Source organism: Faecalibacterium prausnitzii (assembly GCF_019967995.1).
Taxonomy (GTDB): Bacteria; Bacillota; Clostridia; order Oscillospirales; family Ruminococcaceae; genus Faecalibacterium; species Faecalibacterium prausnitzii_E.
In genome coordinates, this window is sequence record NZ_CP065377.1 from 1,303,623 (window position 1) to 1,322,895 (window position 19,273).

Below are 19,273 nucleotides of genomic sequence, written 5' to 3' on the forward strand. Positions count from 1 at the left end.
CTTCGTTGGCAAGAGAGAATCAAGAGGATACCAAATGTTCTTAAAGAACGTTTGAAAGGTCAAGCGAACAAGGGCGCAGGGCGAATGCCTTGGCACTGGGAGCCGATGAAAGACGTGATAAGCTGCGATAAGCTTCGGGGAGCTGCAAATAAGCATTGATCCGGAGATTTCTGAATGAGGAAACTCACCTGGGTTCATACTCAGGTACGATCTACTGAACTTCAAAATAGGTAGATCGAGGGAACCGCCTGAACTGAAACATCTAAGTAGGGCGAGGAAGAGACATCAAACGAGATTCCGTAAGTAGTGGCGAGCGAACGCGGAAGAGGGCAAACCGGGAGTCGAAAGACTTCCGGGGTACGGACTGCTTTTAGGACTCAATCTGTTAACCGAACGGCATGGGAAGGCCGGTCAGAGAGTGTGAGAACCACGTAGGTGAAAACGGAAAGAGCTGCGCAGAATCCAGAGTACGGCCAGACACGTGAAACCTGGTCGGAAGATGGGGGGACCACCCTCCAACCCTAAATACTACCCAGTGACCGATAGCGTATAGTACTGTGAAGGAAAGGTGAAAAGCACCCCGGGAGGGGAGTGAAAAAGAACCTGAAACCCTGTGCCTACAAGCACCTAGAGCACGTCAATGTGTGATAGGGTACTTTTTGTAGAACGGTCCGGCGAGCGATTGTATGCAGCAAGGTTAAGGTCTTCAGGACTGGAGCCGAAGCGAAAGCGAGTTTGAAAAGGGCGTTAAGTTGCATACAATGGGCCCGAAACCGGGTGACCTACCCATGGTCAGGTTGAAGTGGAAGTAAAATTCCATGGAGGACCGAACCGACCTCCGTTGAAAAGGCGGCGGATGAACTGTGGGTAGCGGAGAAATTCCAATCGAACCCGGAGATAGCTGGTTCTCCCCGAAATAGTTTTAGGACTAGCCTCAGGTTAGATATCTGGAGGTAAAGCACTGAATAGCCTAGCGGCCGAGAGGTTAGCGAAGCTTATCAAACTCAGAATGCCAGAATATTGATGCCTGGGAGTCAGACAGTGTCAGATAAATGTCATTGTCAAAAGGGAAACAGCCCAGATCTACAGCTAAGGTCCCAAAGTCAGGTTAAGTGGAAAACGATGTGAAGATACGCAGACAACCAGGATGTTGGCTCAGAAGCAGCCACTCATTCAAAGAGTGCGTAATAGCTCACTGGTCGAGCGTCTTTGCGCGGAGAATTTAACGGGGCTAAACCTGGCACCGAAGCTTAGGCAATCCAGCAATGGATTGGGTAGGGGAGCGTTGTATACGCGGCGAAACAGTAGCGCAAGCGGCTGTGGAGTGTATAGAAGTGAGAATGCCGGAATGAGTAGCGCGAATGCAGTGAGAATCTGCATGGCCGAAAGCCTCAGGTTTTTGGAGGAAGGTTCGTCCGCTCCAAGTTAGTCGGGAGCTAAGGTGAGGCCGAAAGGCGTAGCCGATGCACAGACGGTAGAGATTCCGTCACCACCAAAAGAGTTAAGCACAGGGACACATAAGAAGTCTCAGAGCCGGGTGTTGGTTCCGGTAGAGATCGAGGGAAAATAGTACCGAAGTCTGGGATGGAAGATGGCGAGAAAAGCTGTGTGGATTTCTGAGGTGCCCGTACCGCAAACCGACACAGGTAGGTAGGAAGAAGATTCTAAGGCCAACGGGAGAAGGGATGTTAAGGAACTCGGCAAATTGACCCCGTAACTTCGGGAGAAGGGGTGCTCCAGAGATGGAGCCGCAGAGAATCGGCCCAAGCAACTGTTTACCAAAAACACAGGTTTGTGCTAAATCGAAAGATGACGTATACGAGCTGACGCCTGCCCGGTGCTGGAAGGTTAAGAGGAGATGTGCAAGCATTGAATCGAAGCCCCAGTGAACGGCGGCCGTAACTATAACGGTCCTAAGGTAGCGAAATTCCTTGTCAGGTAAGTTCTGACCCGCATGAAAGGCGTAATGATTTGGGCACTGTCTCAACAGCCCGCCCGGCGAAATTGTAGTACCGGTGAAGATGCCGGTTACCCGCGACAAGACGGAAAGACCCCATGGAGCTTTACTGTAGCCTAATATTGGGTTTCGATGTTGCATGCACAGGATAGATGGGACTCTGGGAAGTGATCGCTTTGGCGGTCATGGAGAGGACGTTGGGATACCATCCTTGCGATATTGGAATTCTAACCTGCGGCTCTGAATCGAGTCGGGGGACATTGTTAGGTGGGCAGTTTGACTGGGGCGGTCGCCTCCTAAAGAGTAACGGAGGCGTTCAAAGGTTCGCTCAGCTTGAACGGAAATCAAGCAAAAGAGTGCAAACGCAGAAGCGAGCCTAACTGCGAGACTGACGGGTCGAGCAGTAACGAAAGTTGGAGTTAGTGATCCGGTGGTATGTGAGTGGAAATGCCATCGCTCAACGGATAAAAGTTACCCTGGGGATAACAGGCTGATCTCCCCCAAGAGTCCACATCGACGGGGAGGTTTGGCACCTCGATGTCGGCTCATCGCATCCTGGGGCTGTATTCGGTCCCAAGGGTTTGGCTGTTCGCCAATTAAAGCGGTACGCGAGCTGGGTTCAGAACGTCGTGAGACAGTTCGGTCCCTATCTGTCGTGGGCGCAGGATATTTGATGGGAGCTGTCCCTAGTACGAGAGGACCGGGACGGACGTACCTCTGGCGCACCAGTTGTTCCGCCAGGAGCATAGCTGGGCAACTACGTACGGATCGGATAAACGCTGAAAGCATCTAAGCGTGAAGCCGACCCAAAGATAAGATATCCCATTGCTTAAAGCAAGTAAGATCCCTTGAAGACTACAAGGTTGATAGGCACGATGTGTAAGTGGAGTGATCCATTCAGCAAGTGTGTACTAATAGATCGAGGGCTTGACCACAATTCGCTTGAGACTCAAAGAGTCAACGAAAAAATGTTAGCAGTGATTATTCAGTTTTGAAGGCACGTCCTTCTAAAAACACTGGACAAACAGTAGACTGTATGGTATACTGAACCAGTCATATGGTCGGTGACGATGACGGTGAGGTCCCACCTGTTCCCATTCCGAACACAGTAGTTAAGCTCACTCGTGCCCAAGATAGTTAGCTGGAAACGGCTTGTGAAAATAGGTAGTCGCCGACTTGATCGAAACGCTCTAAGAGAAATCTTAGGGCGTTTTTGTTGCAGAGAGAAGGAGAGAAACATGAGAACAACGCATGTCGTCGTTTTGCCCTATGATCCCAAATGGAAAGAGGACTTTTTCGCGATCCGGGCGGAGCTGGAAGCCGCGATGGGGGAGCTGGCTCTGCGCATCGAACATGTGGGGAGCACCTCCGTGGAAGGAATGTCAGCAAAGCCCTGCATTGATGTGGACGTGGTCATCCCGGACAGGACATGCCTGAAGGCGGCCATTGAGCGGCTTGCATCCATTGGATACGTGCACGAGGGAAACCTCGGCATTGAAGGGCGGGAAGCCTTTTGCTATACCGGCAAACCGTATTTGCAGCTGCATCATCTGTATGTCTGCCCGGCAGATTCCGAAGAACTACGCCGTCATATCACGTTCCGGGAATTTCTGCGCCAGAATCCGGTCGCTGTGAAGTGGTACAGCAGCGTGAAAGAACAGGCTGCACAGCGTTTCCCCGATGACATCGAACGGTATCTGGAATATAAGTCTCCGTGCATTACGGAGCTTTACCGGATGTGCGGTCTGGAAGAGTGAAACAAAAACGCCCCGCCGCTGGGAGTGCATCCCATGCGGCGGGGCGGTCGTGCTTTCAGGGCAGGCTCAGCGCTTTGAGACAGCTCTGTGGTAGACGACGAAGGCGATGGCGGCAGAGCAGGCCTCCGTGATCCAGAAGGCGTGCCAGACGCCGGTGGGGCCAAGGGTGCGGCAAAGCACCCAGGCCAGCGGCATGATGAAGAACACATAGCGGCAGAGGGAGATGACCAGCGAAGGCACCCCCTTGCCCAGACCCTCCAGTGCGCCGGAAGAGGTGGTGGAGACTGCCGAGACAACGAAGCCCAGGCAGATGATGCGCAGGGCCGTGGTGCCGATGGCGATGGTCTCCGGGTTGGAACTGAACAGGCCGATGAGGGAACCGGAGATGGTCAGGCAGAGGACGGTGCCAACGGCCATGATGGCGGCGCTCAGGCCCAGCGTCAGGTTGTAGAGCCTGGCGACGCGGCCATGCTCCCTTGCACCGTAGTTATAGCCGACCAGTGGACGCATTCCCTGCACGATGCCGTTGGCGGGCAGGTACAGAAAGGTCTGGAGTTTGTAGTAGATGCCCAGAACCGTGACGTAGCTCTGTGAGAAGGCTGCCAGCAGGCCGTTGAGGAAGGTGACCAGCAGGGAGGGCAGGGCCAGATTCAGAATGGCCGGGATGCCGATGGCGTAGAGCTTGCCGTCCAGTGCGGGCTCGAAGTGCAGATGCCTGCGGCGCAGCCGGACCGGGAGGTCGGAGGTGGCGTAGCAGTAGAGGTAAATGCAGAGGGTGACGAGCTGGCCGAAGTTGGTGGCCAGCGCTGCACCGGCAATGCCCAGGGCAGGCACCGGGCCAAGGCCAAAGATGAGCACCGGGTCCAGTGCAATGTTGCAGACGCAGCCTGCGATCAGCGCGATCATCGTGGTGTTCATCCGGCCTACGGCCTGGAACATCTTCTCGAAGGCAAGGTCGGCCATGTTGACGATGGAGAACAGGAAGACGATGGTGGCGTAGAGGACGCCCATCGAGACCAGCGACTCATCCGAGGTGAACCGGCGCAGAAAGCCCGGCATGATGGCGATGCCCGCCACGGTGCACAGCAGGCCGTGCAGGATCGAGAGGGCCATGCCGTGGGTGGCGGAGATGTCCGCCTTTTCGCGGTCGCCTGCACCGAGGTGGAGTGCGATCTGCGCGTTGATGCCAATGCCGAAGCCGATGGAGATGGCGTTGACGAGGTTCTGCACCGGGAACACCAGCGACAGGGCCGTCATGGCCTGCTCGCTGATGCGGGCAACGAAGAGGCTGTCCACGATGTTGTACAGCGAGTTCACCAGCATCGAGATGACGTTGGGCAGGGCCATAGAGACCAGCAGCGGGAGCACCGGTCTGGTTTTCATAAAGGTATCGTTCATTTTCTGCTTCCTTTCTGAGGGGATCAAACGGACACGGCCCGCGGTGCCCCCAAAAAGGCGCAAAAAAAACGCCGCACAATGGGGCGCTTCCGCGAACCATTGTGTGGCGAAAAGTAGCTCTGAAATGAATGCTGTAAAAATCCACACGATATTTTAGGAACCTTAGAATATCACGTTGGAAGGCGATTGTCAAGAGGGTCAGCCGAGAAGCTGGCTCTTGAGGGAAGCGTACATGGCGCTCTTCTGAGCCTTATAAGAGGCCTTGACCTGATCGGCAAGCTCGGTGCTCTGCCCATTTTCCTGAAGCAGGGTGCGCATTTTCTCAACGATCGCATCCACCTGCTTGTCACAGTCGGCTTCGAGCTTCTGAAGCTCACTGCTCTTGCCCATCACGATGGAGACCTTCCGGGTGGCCGTCTGCTTGTCGGCAGGCAGAGCGTGATACTCGTCCTTTGCGGACTGGATGGCGCTGTTCAGGCCGCTCTCGGCATTGGCCTTGACGGCGTAGAGCTGGTTGATGAGGGCCTGAAGCTCCACATCGTAAGAAGACGGAGCCTCAGCCGGGGAAGCAGAAGTAGAAGAAGCGGAGGGAGCCTGCGCAGCTGCGGCATCCTCCGGAGAAACCGTGGCCGCATCGGAGGCGCCGGAAGAGGGGAGGTTGAAGCGCTTCTGCTCCAGTTCGGCCAGCGTGGTGTTGCCGGAGATCAGCTCCTCCATCTCCTCATGGGTCAGGGAGGCGAGCAGCTCAGACGTCTGCGCAGCGGTTGCGCCGGTGGCTGTCGTGTCGGAAGACTGGGCGGGTGCAGCAGGAGCGGAAGCGGTTTCGGCGGTGCTGCCTGCCGCGTCCTCTGAACAGCCGGTGAGGAGCACCGTTGCACCAAGGGCCAGTGCGGTCAGGAAGACCAGAGTGTTCTGGGAATGTTTTTTCATATCAAAACCTCGTGGTAAAATCATTTTTTGGAAAAATACAACGCCTATACTGTACCACGATTTCCCCATTTTGGCAAGAGACGATTTTTCGTGGCTGCGGCAAATGCTTGACAGCCCGCAGCGCAGACCCTATAATGGGGCCAACGGAACTGCAAAGGAAGATGGAACGATGAAATGGATGATCGCATCCGACCTGCACGGGTCGGCCAAATACTGCCGCCAGATGGTCGAGGCGTTCGAGCGGGAGGGCGCAGACCGCCTGCTGCTGCTCGGCGACCTGCTCTACCACGGACCCCGCAACGACCTGCCCGACGGCTACGCGCCCAAGGAGGTCATCCCGCTGCTGAACGGCCTGAAGCCGAAGCTGTGCTGTGTGCGGGGCAACTGCGAGGCTGAGGTGGACCAGATGGTGCTGAGTTTCCCGGTGATGGCGGATTACTGCATCCTGCCGGTGGGGGAAAAGCTGGTCTACGCCACACACGGCCACATTTATAATAAGAAGAACCTGCCGCCGCTGGCACCGGGGGATGTGCTGTTGCACGGCCACACCCACGTCCCGGCGTGGGAGAGCTTTGGAGACGGGAACCTCTACCTGAACCCCGGCTCGTTGAGCATCCCGAAGGAGAACAGCCCCCACAGTTATATGACGCTGGAAGACAGCATATTCCAGTGGAAGGAGCTGGCGAGCGGGGAAGTGTATCACGAAATCGTATGATAAACGGAAAAAGCCAGGCATTGCCTGGCTTTTTCCGTTTGTTTACTCTTCGTCCTTCGGGTTATCAAGTTCCTTGCGGCGCTTCTCGGCGACGTGCATACAGACTTGCAGGAGCACGAAGCTGAGAATGCCGGTAATGACACCGGGAAGGAGCGCGATCAGCCAATGGCCGTAGGCAAGGCCGGTGACGACAGTGACTACGACGCATGCAAACAAGGAACCTACCACGTTGGTGGTGGTATTTGCGCAGATGTGGCTGTCCCACAAGCCGTTGCGCAGGCACTCGATGATAGAGTAGCAGCAGCCGGCCATGAAGACAACGAACTCGCCGACCCACTGACTGCTTGGTGTGCGGAGAACGATCTGCACGAGGATGGCGAGGAGCAGCCCTGCCCACAGCAGCCAGAAGCCCCGTGCTTCGATGCGGAGCATGGTTTGCTCCTGCATCTCGTCAAACTGATTTTTCTTGCTGTACAGTGAAAATTTCATCGTTTATTCCTCCCAGAACAATTCGTCCAGTGTTTTGCCCAGGATCTTGCAGATGCTGCGGCAAAGGTTGATGGTGGGGTTATACTCGCCCTTTTCGATGGCGTTGATGGTCTGGCGGGAGACGCCCGCCGCTTCGGCCAGTGCGCTCTGGGTCAGATCCTTTTCGGCGCGGGCCGCTTTCAGTTTCAGATTTTTCGGCATGTTGTCACCTCATACAATGGGATGGGAGGGGGAGCTCGTACCCTCTGACCAGAGCATATCACCTACACGACAAAATGTCAAGTATAATTTACAAAATGTCGGCAATACTGGGTTGCGTTTCGCAGGGAATCGTGGTATGATAGCACTGAAAAAAGAAGGAGGAGCTTCTTACCGGCGGTATTCTGTGCAGGCGGAAGGAGCCAAAGCCTTTTTTGTTTCTGTTGAAGTTAGCTAAAACTAACAAAAATGACAAAAACCGGACATCATGGCCCGGTCTTGATGCGATCCAGAGAGGAGAACCGAAATGGTGGAAACGATCTTGAAAGTCCAAGGGATGATGTGCGGCATGTGCGAGAGCCACATCAACGACGTGGTGCGCAAGACGGCGCAGGTGAGCAAGGTGTCGTCTTCCCACACCAGAGGCGAGACGGTTATCGTCTCGGAGCAGGCACTGGATATTGAAACGCTGAAACAGGCCATCGCCGCCACCGGCTATACCGTGACCGGTGCCGAGACCAGACCCTACGAGAAGAAGGGCTTCTTCTCGTTCTGGAAAAAATAAAGGCCCGCGGGCAGTTCCGATCAACGGCTGCTTCCCTGCCCCCAGAAGCGGTCCAGCTCCTCTTTGAGGGTCTCGGTGCCGTTCAGGTACTTGAGGTGCTGCCAGTGGCGGGGGAACAGGCGGGTGTACTCGCTGCGGGCGAAGCGGTCGTCCAGAAGGAGGACGACGCCCCGGTCTCCGGCGGTGCGGATGACCCGCCCGGCGGCCTGCAGCACCTTGTTCATGCCGGGATACCGGTAGGCGTAGTCGAAGCCGGTGCCGGACTGCTCGTCGTAGTAGCGGCGCAGGATCTCCTGCCGGGGGTTCACCTGCGGCAGGCCGACCCCCACGATGGCACACCCGATGAGCCGGTCGCCGACCAGATCGACGCCCTCCCCGAAGATGCCGCCCATCACCCCGAACCCCAGCAGTGTCTGCGCAGGGTCCGGGGTGAATTTTTGCAAAAATGCCGCCCGTGCCGCATCGTCCAGGCCGCTCTCCTGCGCCAGCGTGGCGATGCCCGGATACCGGGCCGTGAAGTCTTCGTAGACCCGGCGGAGGTAGGCGTAGCTGGGGAAAAAGGCCAGATAGTTGCCCACTTTTCCTCCGGCCAGCGCCGCCAGTGCGTCCGACACGGCGGGGATGCTGGCTTCCCGGTCCCGGTAGCGGGTGGAGATGCCGGGCAGGCAGTACAGCCCCAGATGGTCGGGCGGGAAGGGACTTTCCAGAGCGACGGCGCGGGCATCCGGACAGCCCAGAACGCCCCGGTAGTAGCCCGGCGGGGTGAGGGTGGCGCTGAACAGCGCCGCCGCCCGCCCGCAGCCAAGGCTCGCGTCCACAAAGGCCGAGGGGTCGAGGCAGAGCAGTTCCAGCTCCAGCTCGCTGCCGCGGGCTGTGAGCTGGGTGACGAAGTGGGTGTCGTACCGGTCGGCTGCGCGGGTGATGTCCTGCACGGCAAAATAAAGTTCCAGCAGCCGGGCGTGGGCGTCGGCATCGGGGTTTTGCTCCAGCCAGTCCTGCAAAGGGGCCTGCAAGGCGTGGAGCGGCTTGAGCAGGGCGTCGGGCAGCTCCCGGAAGAAGACCGTGCCCTCCTGTGCCAGCAGCGGTTCGGGCAGGGCGATGCCCGACGCGGGGGTCTCATCCAAAAGGCTGGTCTGCCCGGCGGCGTCCGCTGCGGGCGGGGAAACACCCCGGCGGGGAGCCAGCACGGCCACCTGCTTCCGCGCTTCGAGAAAGGCCCGGTCGGCGCGGGAAAGGGCTGTTTTCAGGCTGCTTTTGCCCCGGCCGAGGGCGCGTTTGGCGTCGGTGAGGGCAGACTTTGCAAACCCTGCCGAGTACATCGCGCGGGCCCGGTCGGGCAGATTGTGCGCCTCGTCGATGAGAAAGAGCCAGTCGCCCGCCGCATCGAAGAAGCGGTGGAGCCGGACCACAGGGTCAAAGAGGTAGTTGTAGTCGCCGATGACGACGTCGGCCCACGCGCTCAGGTCAAGCCCCAGTTCGAACGGGCAGACCGTGAACTGCCGGGCGGCGGCTTCCAGCGCGGCGCGGTCGAACTGCGGGGCACCGTCCAGCAGGGCGGCAAGGGCATCTTTGATCCGCTCGTAGTAGCCGTTGGCGTAGGGGCAGGCTTCGGGCAGGCAGGCGGGATGGCCCTCGGCGTCCTTGCAGAGGCAGACCTTCTCCTTGGCCGTCAGGGTCACGCTGCGCAGGGCCAGCCCCGGTGTGCTGGAGTGGAGCCGCGCGAGGGCATCCTCGGCAGCGGCCTGGGTCGTGCTGCGGGCCGTGAGGTAGAACAGCTTTTCGCCGCTGCCCGCGCCGATGGCCTTGAGGGCCGGGAAGAGGGCGCTCATGGTCTTGCCGATGCCGGTGGGGGCCTGACAGAACAGCCGGGTGCCGTTTTTCTGCCCGCTCCGGCCCGCGATGCAGGCGCGGTAGATCTCGCCCGCCAGTGCCCGCTGGCCGGGGCGGTAGGACGGGAAGGGGAATGTCAGAGCCGTCAGACTGGCGGTGCGGGCCTCGGCCCAGGTCATCTGCCGCCGTGCCCAGGGGGCGTACTGCCGCAGCAGGCCGGTGAGGAAGGCGTCCAGCTCCCCGGCGGTGAAGTGCCGGGTGTAGCGGGTGATCTCGTCGGTGTCGATCTGGTAATAGGTCAGCCGGACGCTGAGCCGCTCCAGCTGGTTCTGCGCAGCGTAGATGGCTCCATACACCATGCCCTGCGCCCAGTGGCAGGGGTTCCGGTCTTCGGTCAGCTCCTCGGTGGGGAGGGCCGTGGTCTTGATCTCGTCGATGACGACGGTGCCGTCTTCGTTCTGGAAAATGCCGTCGGCGCGGCCTTCCAGCACAAACAAAAGGCCCTCCACCTCGCGCTGCGTCGTCAGATAGACCTCGGCAGCGTAGCCGTCGCCTGCCGCTTTTTGCAGCCTGCGGTGGATGCGTGCACCCTCGTTGGCGCGGTCGAAGCCGGTGAAGCGGCTGTCGATGCTGCCGGTGCGGAGCAGAAATTCCACCAGCTGCCGGATGGGCAGACGGATCGGTTGAGGGGAGGGCATGAACATTACCTCGCTTTTACAACATTGCTTTGATCGTTTCCTCCGTCACCTTCTCGACTTCGGCGAAATCGACGGCGGCGCGGTAGTAGGTCTCCAGCTCGTCGTGGCAGCTCTTGGCCTGCGCCATGAGGGCGACGGCCTGGTCCAGCAGCTCGGTGGCGGCCCGCTCGTTGAAGCGCAGGCGGGCGCGGAACCCGGCCATGTGCTCGCGGTCAAGGAAGCGGGTGCAGCGCACGGCCTGCACACCGGAGATGTGCACCGGGTGCCAGGGGTTATCCGTTAAAAAGGCCAGCCGCAGCGATGGGATGAAGAGATGGTCGATCTGGTCTTCGGGGTGCATGGCGCAAGGGCAGGTGATGATCTGGTAGCCACGCGCCAGCGCCTCGGCACGGATGAGCTCCAGCAGCAGGCGGGAGATGGCTCCGTAGTCGTCGCGGAAGACGATATACCGGTCGGCCAGTGCCTGCACGGTGCCGTGATAGAAGACCGGCCCCTTGGGCGTGATGGCCGACAGCAGCCGCAGCTCCTCGCCGGGGCGGGCCGTGTCGGGCAGGCGGGGGAGCATCCGGGTGCAGAGGCGTTTGGCATAGCGGCGCACCTTTTCAAAGTTGGCGCAGCAGGCTTCGGCGCGGCGGCTGTCCAGCAGGAGGCTCCCGGCTGAGGCGATATACCGCGCCGCCCGGCTGCGCAGGGAAGCGTTCCGGGCAAAGAGCGCCTTGACTTCCTCACGGTGGAGGGAGAGCTTCCCAGCGTCGATGGTGTGGTACAGGCTCACCACGACCTCGTCGGCACCGGGGGCGTCCGGCTCCATCGTGTGGGGCGCGGTGGCGTCCAGAATGGCCTGCCGCTTTTCCGGGAAGATGACGCCGTCGAGGCTGTCGGGGTCACTGGCGCAGTGGATCTTCTCGATGCGTTCACCCTTCTGTTCGGCAGCCTGTGCGATGTGCTTCATCAAGGTGGATTTGCCGCAGCCCGGCCCGCTTTTGATGAGATAGAGCTGCATCCCCGGTTCGTGCCGCAGCGGCTCAAAATAGCCCTTGAACCCGGCGGGCGTGGTGGCTCCGAGGAAAAAATCAACCGAATCGGTCCGGATGTTTGTCATAAGGAACACCTCACTTTTGTTCTAGAATATGCAAAACAAAAGGAAAGTGTCACGGAGAGGGCCGCTCAGTAGGTGTGCTCGCAGACCTCCTGGATCTTCTCCCGCAGGGCCAGAAAGTCGGCGAAGGCGTCCGGCTTGCTGCGGGGCTGGCGGAGAAGAGCGGCGGGGTGGTAGGTGGCCATGAAGAGGATGCCGTTCTTATTGTAGAACTCGCCGTGCTCCCGGACCACCGAAAAGTCCTCCCGGATCATCCGCTGGGCCGCCACACGCCCAAGACAGACCACGATCTTCGGCTTGAGCAGACGGAACTGCTCCCGCAGCCAGGGCATACAGGCTTCGCTCTCGGCGGGCAGGGGGTCGCGGTTCTGCGGCGGGCGGCACTTGACGATGTTGGCAATATAGCAGTTCTTTTTGCGGTCCAGGTCGATGGCGAAGAGGTATTTGTCCAGCAGCTGGCCGCTGCGGCCCACAAAGGGCAGGCCCTGCTCATCCTCGCTCTGGCCGGGGCCTTCGCCCACAAACAGCACCTCGGCGTCCTCGGCACCCTGACCGAACACCACGTTCGTCCGCGTTTCGCACAGCCCACAGCTGCGGCAGGCAAGGCACTGAGCCTTGAGTGTTTCCCATTCCATATTTCGTTAAACCTCTCACAAACTAAATGACATTTTCTTAACGATTGAGCGTCTTATCTTCTGCTACAAAATATACCACAAAATTGCGGTTTTGTCTTGAAGTTTCCAGAGGTTGTGCTAAAATAAAAAAGAAGGGCAGGTCTGTGCTGCCCATGAATAATTGCAAAGTAATTTCGGAGGTAATCACAATGGCTGATATGTTTGCACCGCTGGTGGCCCAGCTGAAGGCAAACCCCAAGACGATCGTTTTTACCGAGGGCAATGACCCCCGCATCCTGGAGGCCGCAAGCAAGCTGCTGGCTGAGGGCGTGCTGAAGGTCGTGATGGTCGGCAACGAGGCTGAGTGCAAGGCTGCTGCCGCTGCCGGTGGTTTCGATATTTCTGCTGCTGAGATCATTGACCCGGAGAACTACGCCGGTTTTGATGAGATGGTCCATACCATGGTCGAGCTGCGCAAGGGCAAGCAGACCGCTGAGGAGTGCACCGCACTGCTGAAGAAGTCCAACTACTTCGGCACCATGCTGGTCAAGATGGGCAAGGCCGACTGCCTGCTGGGCGGTGCCACCTACTCCACCGCCGATACCATCCGCCCCGCTCTGCAGCTGGTCAAGACCAAGAAGGGTGCCCATCTGGTGAGCTCCTGCTTCATTCTGGACCGCGACTGCGGCGAAGAAGGCCTGAAGCGCATCGCCATGGGCGACTGTGCTGTCAATATCGACTACACCGATACCATCGACAAGGCAACCGGCGAGGTCAAGGTCTCTGCTGCTTCCAAGCTGGCTGAGGTCGCTGTCGAGACTGCCAAGACCGCAAAGCTGTTCGGCATCGACCCGAAGGTCGCTGTCCTGAGCTTCTCCACCAAGGGCTCCGGCAAGGGCGGCACCGTCGCTCTGAGCCACGACGCCGTCATCAAGGCCCAGGAGATGGACCCCGAACTGGCTGTCGATGGCGAGCTGCAGTTTGACGCAGCCGTTGCTCCGGAAGTCGCACAGGTCAAGTGCAAGGGCAGCAAGGTCGCTGGCCAGGCCAACACCTTCGTCTTCCCCTGCATCGAGGCCGGCAACATCGGCTATAAGATCGCACAGCGTCTGGGCGGCTATGCTGCTTACGGCCCCATCCTGCAGGGCCTGAACGCTCCCATCAACGACCTGTCCCGCGGCTGCAACGCCGACGAGGTCTACAAGATGAGCCTCATCACTGCCTGCCAGTCCTGAGCTTCTCTGAAGTAAGCATCCCAAGCCTCCGCCGGCCCGCCCGGCGGGGGCTTTTGCGTTTGGCAGCGGCATACCAACCCCAGCGTTCACAACAGAGAAGGGCTTGCAATCTCCCTCCCGATATGTTATAATAATCAAGCACAAATTGTGCCTTGTCGGACAGCGCCTGCTGCGCGGTTCGACATACGGATGCGGGCCCTGTACGATGGGGCCGCTGTGAACCAGGTCAGGTGGGGAACCAAGCAGCCTTAAGCGGTGTGCCCTGTGCGTTTCAGTCAGCCTGCATTCGTATGTCGAGCTACGCAAGGCGGGGGTCAAACCCCGTCAGCGCTGTCCGTTTTTTATTGCAGAAAGGGGAGAAGCGGATGTATCGCGCGTTATACCGCAAGTGGAGGCCCCAGCGCTTTGAGGACGTGGTGGCGCAGCGCGGCATCGTGACGGCACTGCGCAACCAGATCGCCGCCGGCCGCGTTGGCCACGCCTACCTGTTCACGGGGGTGCGCGGTACGGGCAAGACCACCTGCGCCAAGATCTTCGCCAAGGCGGTCAACTGCCTGCACCCAAACAACGGTGACCCCTGCGGTACGTGCGAGATCTGCCGCGGCATCGACAACGGCAGCATTCTGGACGTGGTGGAGATGGACGCGGCCTCCAACAACGGCGTGGACGATATCCGCGACCTGCGCGACGAGACCGCCTACACCCCCAGCGCCTGCCATTATAAGGTCTATATCATCGACGAGGTGCACATGCTCTCAACAGCGGCGTTCAACGCGCTGCTGAAAACGCTGGAAGAGCCGCCCGCCCATGTCATCTTCATCCTGGCGACGACCGAGATCCAGAAAGTCCCGGCCACCATCCTGTCCCGCTGCCAGCGGTACGACTTTACCCGCATCGGGCCGGAGGATATCGCCCAGAGGGTGGAATATATCGCCGGGCAGGAGGGACTGGAGCTGACCACCGAGGGCGCGGAGCTGATCGCCCGGTTGGCCGATGGTGCCATGCGCGATGCGCTGTCCATTCTGGACACCTGTGCAGGCGTGACCGCTAAAGTGGACGCCGACGTGGTCCGCCGGATGGCGGGCGTCACCGACCGGAGCTACCTGTTCCGCATCTCGGACGCCATCGCGGCGCAGGACGCTCCCACCGCGCTGGCTCAGCTGGCCCAATTGCGGCAGCAGTCGGTGGATGTGAAGCGCCTGACCGAAGAACTCATCGCCCATTACCGCGCCCTCATGCTGGCGGCACTGCCCGGCGGGCAGACACTGCTCTCCGGTGTGTCGCCGGAGGAAGAGACCTGCTACCTCGAAAAAGGGCCGCAGCTGGGCCAGAAGGAGGCCATCCGGGCCATCCGCACCTTGGGCAACGCCCTCGAACACATGACCCGCGGCAGCGACCAGCGCATTGAGCTGGAGCTTGCCCTCTTCAGCCTGTCCGAGCCGCCCCAGATGATGCAGCGGGCAGCGGTGGAAGCCGCACCCCGCCCGGCGGCCCCGCAGGAAACGTCCCGCCCCTTTGCAGCAGCGGCCCCGCCGCAGCCCTTTGTGAGCGTTCCGGTGGCCCCGGCGGCACCCGCTGTGGAGCCTTCCGCACCGGTAACACAGACCGCGCCGGAGACGGCCGCGCCTGCCTCCATGGCAGACCCGGAACCGCAGCCGGAACCTCTGGTCAAAGCGGCTCCCACCGAGGACGACCTGCCGCCGCTTCCGGAGGAACCACCGGTGCAGGACGCTGCCCCGCTGCCCTGGGATGAACCGGCCCGGCCTGCACCTCCGGCCCAGCCCGAAGCAGCCTCGTCCATGTCGGCAGAAAAACCGGCTCCGGCCCCGGTGCAGCCCAGCGCCGAGAATCCGGCAGACCCCGCCCTCAACAAGCCCCGCAGGGTGGCGGCAGAGGGGATCAACCCCTTCCCCCAGTGGGATGAGGTGGTCCGGCTGCTGCAGGAAAAAGACCCCATGCTCTACACCTACCTCAAAAAGTCGAAGGGCTACTTCGACGGGACCCGCGTCCTCATCGACGGCGGAAAGACCTTCCGGGACTTCATCCGCGCCAATAAGGACAGCCAGCGCCTCATCAAGAAGCTCATCGCGCAGGTGTCCGGCGTAGCCGTGCCCATCGGCCCCTACGAGCCGAAAGCTGTCCACCGCTCTGCCACCAACGCCGAGGAATCCCTCCGCCGTCTGGAACAGCTGGGCGTGGACGTGAGCATTGAGGAGAGTGCGAAAAAGAAAAGGTAAGATGACCCTCTCCGTCAGCGCTGGCGCGAAGCGCCTGAGAGGTTGTACTGAGGGAAAGCGTATTCTTTCAGAACAGGCTGTTATAGTAAGCCCAACTAAGAGATTCCAATATCCAAAAAATTCTAGATAATAAAGGAGAACCACGAACGATGAAAGCAAGAATGCCCGCAGGTTTTGGCCGCCCCGATATGAACGCCCTGATGCGTCAGGCACAGAAGATGCAGGATGACATGAAGGCCAAGCAGGCCGAGCTGGAAGCCGCCGAGTACACCGGCAGCGCCTCCGGCGAGATGGTCACCGTGAAGATGAACGGCAAGCACGAGGTGCTCAGCATTTCCATCAAGCCCGAAGCCGTGGACCCCGACGACATCGAGATGCTGGAAGATCTGGTGGCTGCGGCCATCAACGCCACCGTCAAGCAGGTGGATGAGACCGCCGAGGCCGAGATGGGCAAGCTGACCGGCGGCCTGAATATCCCCGGCCTCTGAGCCGAGGGGAGGCGTCGCCATGAGTTATAATGCAGCCCCGCTGGACAAGCTGATCGAGGAGTTCAGCAAGTTTCCGGGCATTGGCACCAAAGGCGCGACCCGGATGGCCTATCAGGTGCTGAGCATGTCGGATGACGAGGCCGCCGCGCTGGCGGGTGCCATCCAGGCGGCCCACACCCGGCTCCACCGCTGCCGCGTCTGCCAGAACTATACCGAAGCCGAGCTGTGCCCCATCTGCGCCAGCGCCAAGCGGGACCGCTCGGTCATCTGCGTGGTGGAAAAGCCCCGCGACGTGCAGGCGTTTGAGCGCACCCGCGAATACCGGGGCCTGTACCATGTGCTCCACGGCCTGATGAACCCGCTGGACGGCATCACGGCCGAGCAGCTCACTGTCAAGGAACTACTGGCCCGCCTGAGCACCGACGAGGTGAAAGAGGTCATCATGGCCATGAACCCCACCGTGGAGGGCGAGGCCACCGCGATGTATCTGGCCAAGCTCATCAAGCCGCTGGGCATCAAAGTCACCCGCCTGGCCTACGGCCTGCCCGTGGGCGGCAATCTGGAGTACACCGACGAGAACACCCTGTACAAGGCACTGGAAGGCCGCGGGGAACTGTAAACCCGGCAAAAGTTTACAATTCCTTCAAAAACGGGCCTTGCAAAACCGCAAAAATGTGATATACTAACAAAACGAGACCAGAACAGAAAGGAGGCGTGCCCCATGGCACCTGCAAAAGAGCGTCCGGCCACAAAGACCATCGCCACCAACCGGGAAGCACGCCACGAATACTTCGTTCTGGAAGCGCTGGAAACAGGTCTGGAGCTGAAAGGCACCGAGGTGAAGAGCCTGCGGGCCGGCGGCGTCAACCTGAAAGACAGCTGGGTCGATATCGAGGACGGCGAACTTCTGGTCAAGGGGATGCACATCACCCCCTACGACCACGGCAACATCTTCAACCAGGACCCCATGCGGGTGCGGCGTCTGCTGGCCCACAAGAACGAGATCCGGCGGCTGCACCAGCAGTGCAAACTGCAAGGGTATACGCTGGTTCCGCTCTCACTCTATTTCAAGCATGGCCGCGTGAAGATGGAGCTGGGCCTGTGCAAGGGCAAAAAGCTCTACGACAAGCGCGCCGATGCCGCCAAGCGCGACGCAAAGCGCTCCATCGACCGGGCCGTCAAGTCCAACGGCACGTATTACTAAGATCTCCGGGCTGTTCCAGCCGGACGAAACTCTGCTTCACCGCACACCCTCACCGGTGTGCGTTTCATGGGGGCGTAAAGGTTTCGACGGGGGGAGCGAGGCCTGGGCAGCGGGTAGCAGTGGGGGACCTGCTTTAAACTCCTCCAAAAAATTAACTGACAACAATAATTATCAGTTGCTCGCAGCCTGAGTGCTGCGCGTTCCGCCCACTCTTGTGTCGTGTGGGGCCGGGGCGTCCTTTAGACACAGCACCTGAACGGACCTAAGCTTTGCGGACCGGCAGGAACTCATGAAGCTACCAATGCGTTAGCCTGGCGACCGGCGTGACGCGGAGGGAATGTTGTTGATCGCCTGCACCCGGAGACACCTACGCTGAACTCTTTTCGGACATGGGTTCGACTCCCATCGCCTCCACCACTAAAAGCACCTGGATTCGTTAAAATCCAGGTGCTTTTTCTTTGCTTATACCACACTGTTTCACGCGCTTTGCAATGACAGAGCCTCCCGCGCTGACGGAGAGAGATAAGCGGCTTGCAAAATGAGAACCCTTGTGCTACAATAGGAAAGGTTCCTAGTAGATATTTCCGGTTCGCCGGAACAGCGATACAACAGAAAAGAGGATGTCTGTTATGAGCGTGAAAAAGATCAGCGAGGCCATTCTGGGCGTAGGTGTGGATGATACTACCATCGACCTGTTCGAGAGCCAGTACCCGGTGCCCACCGGTGTGAGCTACAATTCCTATGTCATCCGGGATGAGAAGACCGCCATTCTGGATACGGTGGACGCCCGCGCCACCGACCCGTGGCTGGAAAATCTGGCCGAGGCCCTGAACGGCACCCAGCCCGACTACCTCATCGTCTCCCACATGGAGCCGGACCACGGTGCCAACATCGCAAAGCTGGCCGCACGTTACCCGGCCATGCAGGTGGTGGGCAACGCCAAGACCTTCCAGTATATGGAGCAGTTCTTCGGTGCGGACGCCGTCGCAAAGGAACGCCGCGTGGTGGTCAAGGACGGCGAGAGCCTGAGCCTGGGCAGCCACACGCTGACCTTCGTTTTTGCGCCCATGGTGCACTGGCCGGAAGTCATGGTGAGCTATGAGTCCACCGAGAAGGTGCTCTTCTCCGCCGACGGCTTTGGCCGTTTTGGCGCAGTGGCAAAGTTTGACGAACATGCCGACTGGGCCAGCGAAGCCCGCCGCTACTTCCTGAACATCGTGGGCAAGTATGGCCCGCAGGTGCAGGCTCTGCTGAAGAAGGCGGCTGCACTGGACATCCAGACCATCTGCCCGCTGCACGGCCCCGTGCTGACCGGCGACCTGAGCAAGTACCTGGCCTACTATGACACCTGGTCCAGCTACAAGCCCGAAGAGCCGGAGAAGATCCTGGTCGCCAGTGCGTCCATCCACGGCCATACCCGCGCAGCAGCACACCAGATGGCCGAAAAGCTCCGCGCCAGAGGAGCCAAAGTCGTGGAGATGGACCTGACCCGCACCGATGTCTCCTACGCCGTGACCGAAGCCTTCCGCTGCGGAAAGATCGTGCTGGCCTGCGCCACTTACGACGGCTTCCTCTTCCCGCCGATGGAAAACCTGCTGGCCCATCTGAAGACCAAGAACTTTCAGAGCCGCACCATCGGCCTGATGGAGAACGGCACCTGGGCCCCCATGGCCGCCAAGCTCATGCGCACCGAACTGGAGGGCATGAAGAACATCACCGTCTGTGAGAACGTTGTCACCATTCGTTCGGCAGTCAGTGCCGCATCGGAGGCACAGATGGAGCAGCTGGCGGAAGAGCTGATCGCAAAATAAGAACTACACAGCAAAAACAAGGGCCCGGCACCGGAAGTGTCGGGTCCT

At 59.7% G+C, this 19,273-nt stretch carries 16 protein-coding genes, 2 rRNA genes and 2 other RNA genes; 13 read left to right on the forward strand and 7 right to left on the reverse strand.

What is annotated here, in order from left to right; genetic code table 11:
* Positions 1-57: 57 nt before the first annotated feature.
* The 3 genes from I5P96_RS06485 (at position 58) to I5P96_RS06495 (ending at position 3,714) form a co-directional block, all read left to right on the forward strand.
* A 23S ribosomal RNA gene (locus tag I5P96_RS06485) occupies positions 58-2,892 on the forward strand.
* A 125-nt stretch (positions 2,893-3,017) separates the two neighbouring features.
* Positions 3,018-3,134 (forward strand): 5S ribosomal RNA (gene rrf / locus I5P96_RS06490).
* 61 nt (positions 3,135-3,195) lie between these two features.
* A complete protein-coding gene (locus I5P96_RS06495; RefSeq protein ID WP_223383611.1) occupies positions 3,196-3,714 on the forward strand; it encodes a GrpB family protein in 519 nt (172 codons plus the stop codon).
* Between the two features lie 66 nt (positions 3,715-3,780).
* Here the strand turns inward: I5P96_RS06495 and I5P96_RS06500 are convergent, their stop codons facing one another.
* Together I5P96_RS06500 and I5P96_RS06505 are read right to left on the reverse strand one after the other, a co-directional pair.
* A complete protein-coding gene (locus I5P96_RS06500; RefSeq protein WP_223383612.1) occupies positions 3,781-5,112 on the reverse strand; it encodes an MATE family efflux transporter in 1,332 nt (443 codons plus the stop codon).
* A 198-nt stretch (positions 5,113-5,310) separates the two neighbouring features.
* Complete coding sequence (locus I5P96_RS06505; RefSeq protein WP_223383613.1) at positions 5,311-6,042, reverse strand: hypothetical protein; 732 nt, start codon at positions 6,040-6,042, stop codon at positions 5,311-5,313.
* 169 nt (positions 6,043-6,211) lie between these two features.
* Between I5P96_RS06505 and yfcE the strand changes: the two genes are divergently transcribed.
* On the forward strand, positions 6,212-6,757 hold the full coding sequence (gene yfcE / locus I5P96_RS06510) for a phosphodiesterase (RefSeq protein ID WP_118552796.1): 546 nt from the start codon (positions 6,212-6,214) through the stop codon (positions 6,755-6,757).
* A 42-nt stretch (positions 6,758-6,799) separates the two neighbouring features.
* On the opposite strand, the gene I5P96_RS06515 is transcribed toward yfcE, so the two are convergent.
* Both I5P96_RS06515 and I5P96_RS06520 read right to left on the reverse strand, forming a co-directional pair.
* Positions 6,800-7,246, reverse strand: a complete 447-nt coding sequence (locus I5P96_RS06515) for a DUF6773 family protein (RefSeq protein ID WP_223383614.1) — start codon at positions 7,244-7,246, stop codon at positions 6,800-6,802.
* A 3-nt stretch (positions 7,247-7,249) separates the two neighbouring features.
* Positions 7,250-7,447, reverse strand: coding sequence for a helix-turn-helix transcriptional regulator (locus tag I5P96_RS06520; RefSeq protein ID WP_097792410.1), 198 nt, complete (start codon positions 7,445-7,447; stop codon positions 7,250-7,252).
* A gap of 304 nt (positions 7,448-7,751) precedes the next feature.
* Between I5P96_RS06520 and I5P96_RS06525 the strand changes: the two genes are divergently transcribed.
* On the forward strand, positions 7,752-8,009 hold the full coding sequence (locus tag I5P96_RS06525; protein ID WP_118552798.1) for a heavy-metal-associated domain-containing protein: 258 nt from the start codon (positions 7,752-7,754) through the stop codon (positions 8,007-8,009).
* A gap of 20 nt (positions 8,010-8,029) precedes the next feature.
* Here I5P96_RS06525 and I5P96_RS06530 read toward each other — a convergent pair whose 3' ends face one another.
* The 3 genes from I5P96_RS06530 to I5P96_RS06540 form a co-directional block, all read right to left on the reverse strand.
* Entirely contained in the window at positions 8,030-10,537 is a 2,508-nt protein-coding gene (locus tag I5P96_RS06530) for an ATP-dependent DNA helicase (RefSeq protein WP_223383615.1), read from the reverse strand.
* Between the two features lie 16 nt (positions 10,538-10,553).
* Complete coding sequence (locus I5P96_RS06535) at positions 10,554-11,639, reverse strand: hypothetical protein (protein WP_223383616.1); 1,086 nt, start codon at positions 11,637-11,639, stop codon at positions 10,554-10,556.
* A 65-nt stretch (positions 11,640-11,704) separates the two neighbouring features.
* Positions 11,705-12,271 (reverse strand): uracil-DNA glycosylase family protein, encoded by a 567-nt coding sequence (locus I5P96_RS06540; RefSeq protein WP_223383617.1) that lies wholly within the window; start codon positions 12,269-12,271, stop codon positions 11,705-11,707.
* Between the two features lie 188 nt (positions 12,272-12,459).
* On the opposite strand from I5P96_RS06540, the gene pta reads away from it, so the two are divergent.
* The 8 genes from pta (at position 12,460) to I5P96_RS06580 (ending at position 19,225) form a co-directional block, all read left to right on the forward strand.
* Positions 12,460-13,485: a phosphate acetyltransferase gene (gene pta, locus I5P96_RS06545; protein ID WP_223383618.1), complete on the forward strand. Its 1,026-nt coding sequence runs from the start codon at positions 12,460-12,462 to the stop codon at positions 13,483-13,485.
* A 189-nt stretch (positions 13,486-13,674) separates the two neighbouring features.
* Positions 13,675-13,774, forward strand: an RNA gene (gene ffs / locus I5P96_RS06550) — signal recognition particle sRNA small type.
* A gap of 76 nt (positions 13,775-13,850) precedes the next feature.
* The gene (dnaX, locus tag I5P96_RS06555) at positions 13,851-15,722 is read left to right on the forward strand and encodes a DNA polymerase III subunit gamma/tau (RefSeq protein WP_223383619.1); all 1,872 of its coding nucleotides are present in this window, start codon (positions 13,851-13,853) and stop codon (positions 15,720-15,722) included.
* A 149-nt stretch (positions 15,723-15,871) separates the two neighbouring features.
* Positions 15,872-16,210 carry a YbaB/EbfC family nucleoid-associated protein gene (locus I5P96_RS06560; protein ID WP_055191133.1) on the forward strand — a complete coding sequence of 113 codons (339 nt, stop codon included), beginning with the start codon at positions 15,872-15,874 and terminating at the stop codon, positions 16,208-16,210.
* A 19-nt stretch (positions 16,211-16,229) separates the two neighbouring features.
* Positions 16,230-16,829 carry a recombination mediator RecR gene (gene recR, locus I5P96_RS06565; RefSeq protein ID WP_097792404.1) on the forward strand — a complete coding sequence of 200 codons (600 nt, stop codon included), beginning with the start codon at positions 16,230-16,232 and terminating at the stop codon, positions 16,827-16,829.
* A 102-nt stretch (positions 16,830-16,931) separates the two neighbouring features.
* Positions 16,932-17,414 carry an SsrA-binding protein SmpB gene (gene smpB, locus I5P96_RS06570; RefSeq protein ID WP_118552805.1) on the forward strand — a complete coding sequence of 161 codons (483 nt, stop codon included), beginning with the start codon at positions 16,932-16,934 and terminating at the stop codon, positions 17,412-17,414.
* 68 nt (positions 17,415-17,482) lie between these two features.
* Positions 17,483-17,831, forward strand: a transfer-messenger RNA (tmRNA) gene (ssrA, locus tag I5P96_RS06575).
* A gap of 212 nt (positions 17,832-18,043) precedes the next feature.
* The gene (locus tag I5P96_RS06580; RefSeq protein WP_223383620.1) at positions 18,044-19,225 is read left to right on the forward strand and encodes an FprA family A-type flavoprotein; all 1,182 of its coding nucleotides are present in this window, start codon (positions 18,044-18,046) and stop codon (positions 19,223-19,225) included.
* The last annotated feature ends 48 nt before the right edge of the window (positions 19,226-19,273 follow it).

Bases quoted from the DNA above. Each gene is read 5' to 3' on its own strand.
- I5P96_RS06495 (WP_223383611.1), top strand. From the start codon at position 3,196: ATGAGAACAACGCATGTCGTCGTTTTGCCCTATGATCCCAAATGGAAA.
- I5P96_RS06500 (WP_223383612.1), bottom strand. From the start codon at position 5,112: ATGAACGATACCTTTATGAAAACCAGACCGGTGCTCCCGCTGCTGGTC.
- I5P96_RS06505 (WP_223383613.1), bottom strand. From the start codon at position 6,042: ATGAAAAAACATTCCCAGAACACTCTGGTCTTCCTGACCGCACTGGCC.
- yfcE (WP_118552796.1), top strand. From the start codon at position 6,212: ATGAAATGGATGATCGCATCCGACCTGCACGGGTCGGCCAAATACTGC.
- I5P96_RS06515 (WP_223383614.1), bottom strand. From the start codon at position 7,246: ATGAAATTTTCACTGTACAGCAAGAAAAATCAGTTTGACGAGATGCAG.
- I5P96_RS06520 (WP_097792410.1), bottom strand. From the start codon at position 7,447: ATGCCGAAAAATCTGAAACTGAAAGCGGCCCGCGCCGAAAAGGATCTG.
- I5P96_RS06525 (WP_118552798.1), top strand. From the start codon at position 7,752: ATGGTGGAAACGATCTTGAAAGTCCAAGGGATGATGTGCGGCATGTGC.
- I5P96_RS06530 (WP_223383615.1), bottom strand. From the start codon at position 10,537: ATGCCCTCCCCTCAACCGATCCGTCTGCCCATCCGGCAGCTGGTGGAA.
- I5P96_RS06535 (WP_223383616.1), bottom strand. From the start codon at position 11,639: ATGACAAACATCCGGACCGATTCGGTTGATTTTTTCCTCGGAGCCACC.
- I5P96_RS06540 (WP_223383617.1), bottom strand. From the start codon at position 12,271: ATGGAATGGGAAACACTCAAGGCTCAGTGCCTTGCCTGCCGCAGCTGT.
- pta (WP_223383618.1), top strand. From the start codon at position 12,460: ATGGCTGATATGTTTGCACCGCTGGTGGCCCAGCTGAAGGCAAACCCC.
- dnaX (WP_223383619.1), top strand. From the start codon at position 13,851: ATGTATCGCGCGTTATACCGCAAGTGGAGGCCCCAGCGCTTTGAGGAC.
- I5P96_RS06560 (WP_055191133.1), top strand. From the start codon at position 15,872: ATGAAAGCAAGAATGCCCGCAGGTTTTGGCCGCCCCGATATGAACGCC.
- recR (WP_097792404.1), top strand. From the start codon at position 16,230: ATGAGTTATAATGCAGCCCCGCTGGACAAGCTGATCGAGGAGTTCAGC.
- smpB (WP_118552805.1), top strand. From the start codon at position 16,932: ATGGCACCTGCAAAAGAGCGTCCGGCCACAAAGACCATCGCCACCAAC.
- I5P96_RS06580 (WP_223383620.1), top strand. From the start codon at position 18,044: ATGAGCGTGAAAAAGATCAGCGAGGCCATTCTGGGCGTAGGTGTGGAT.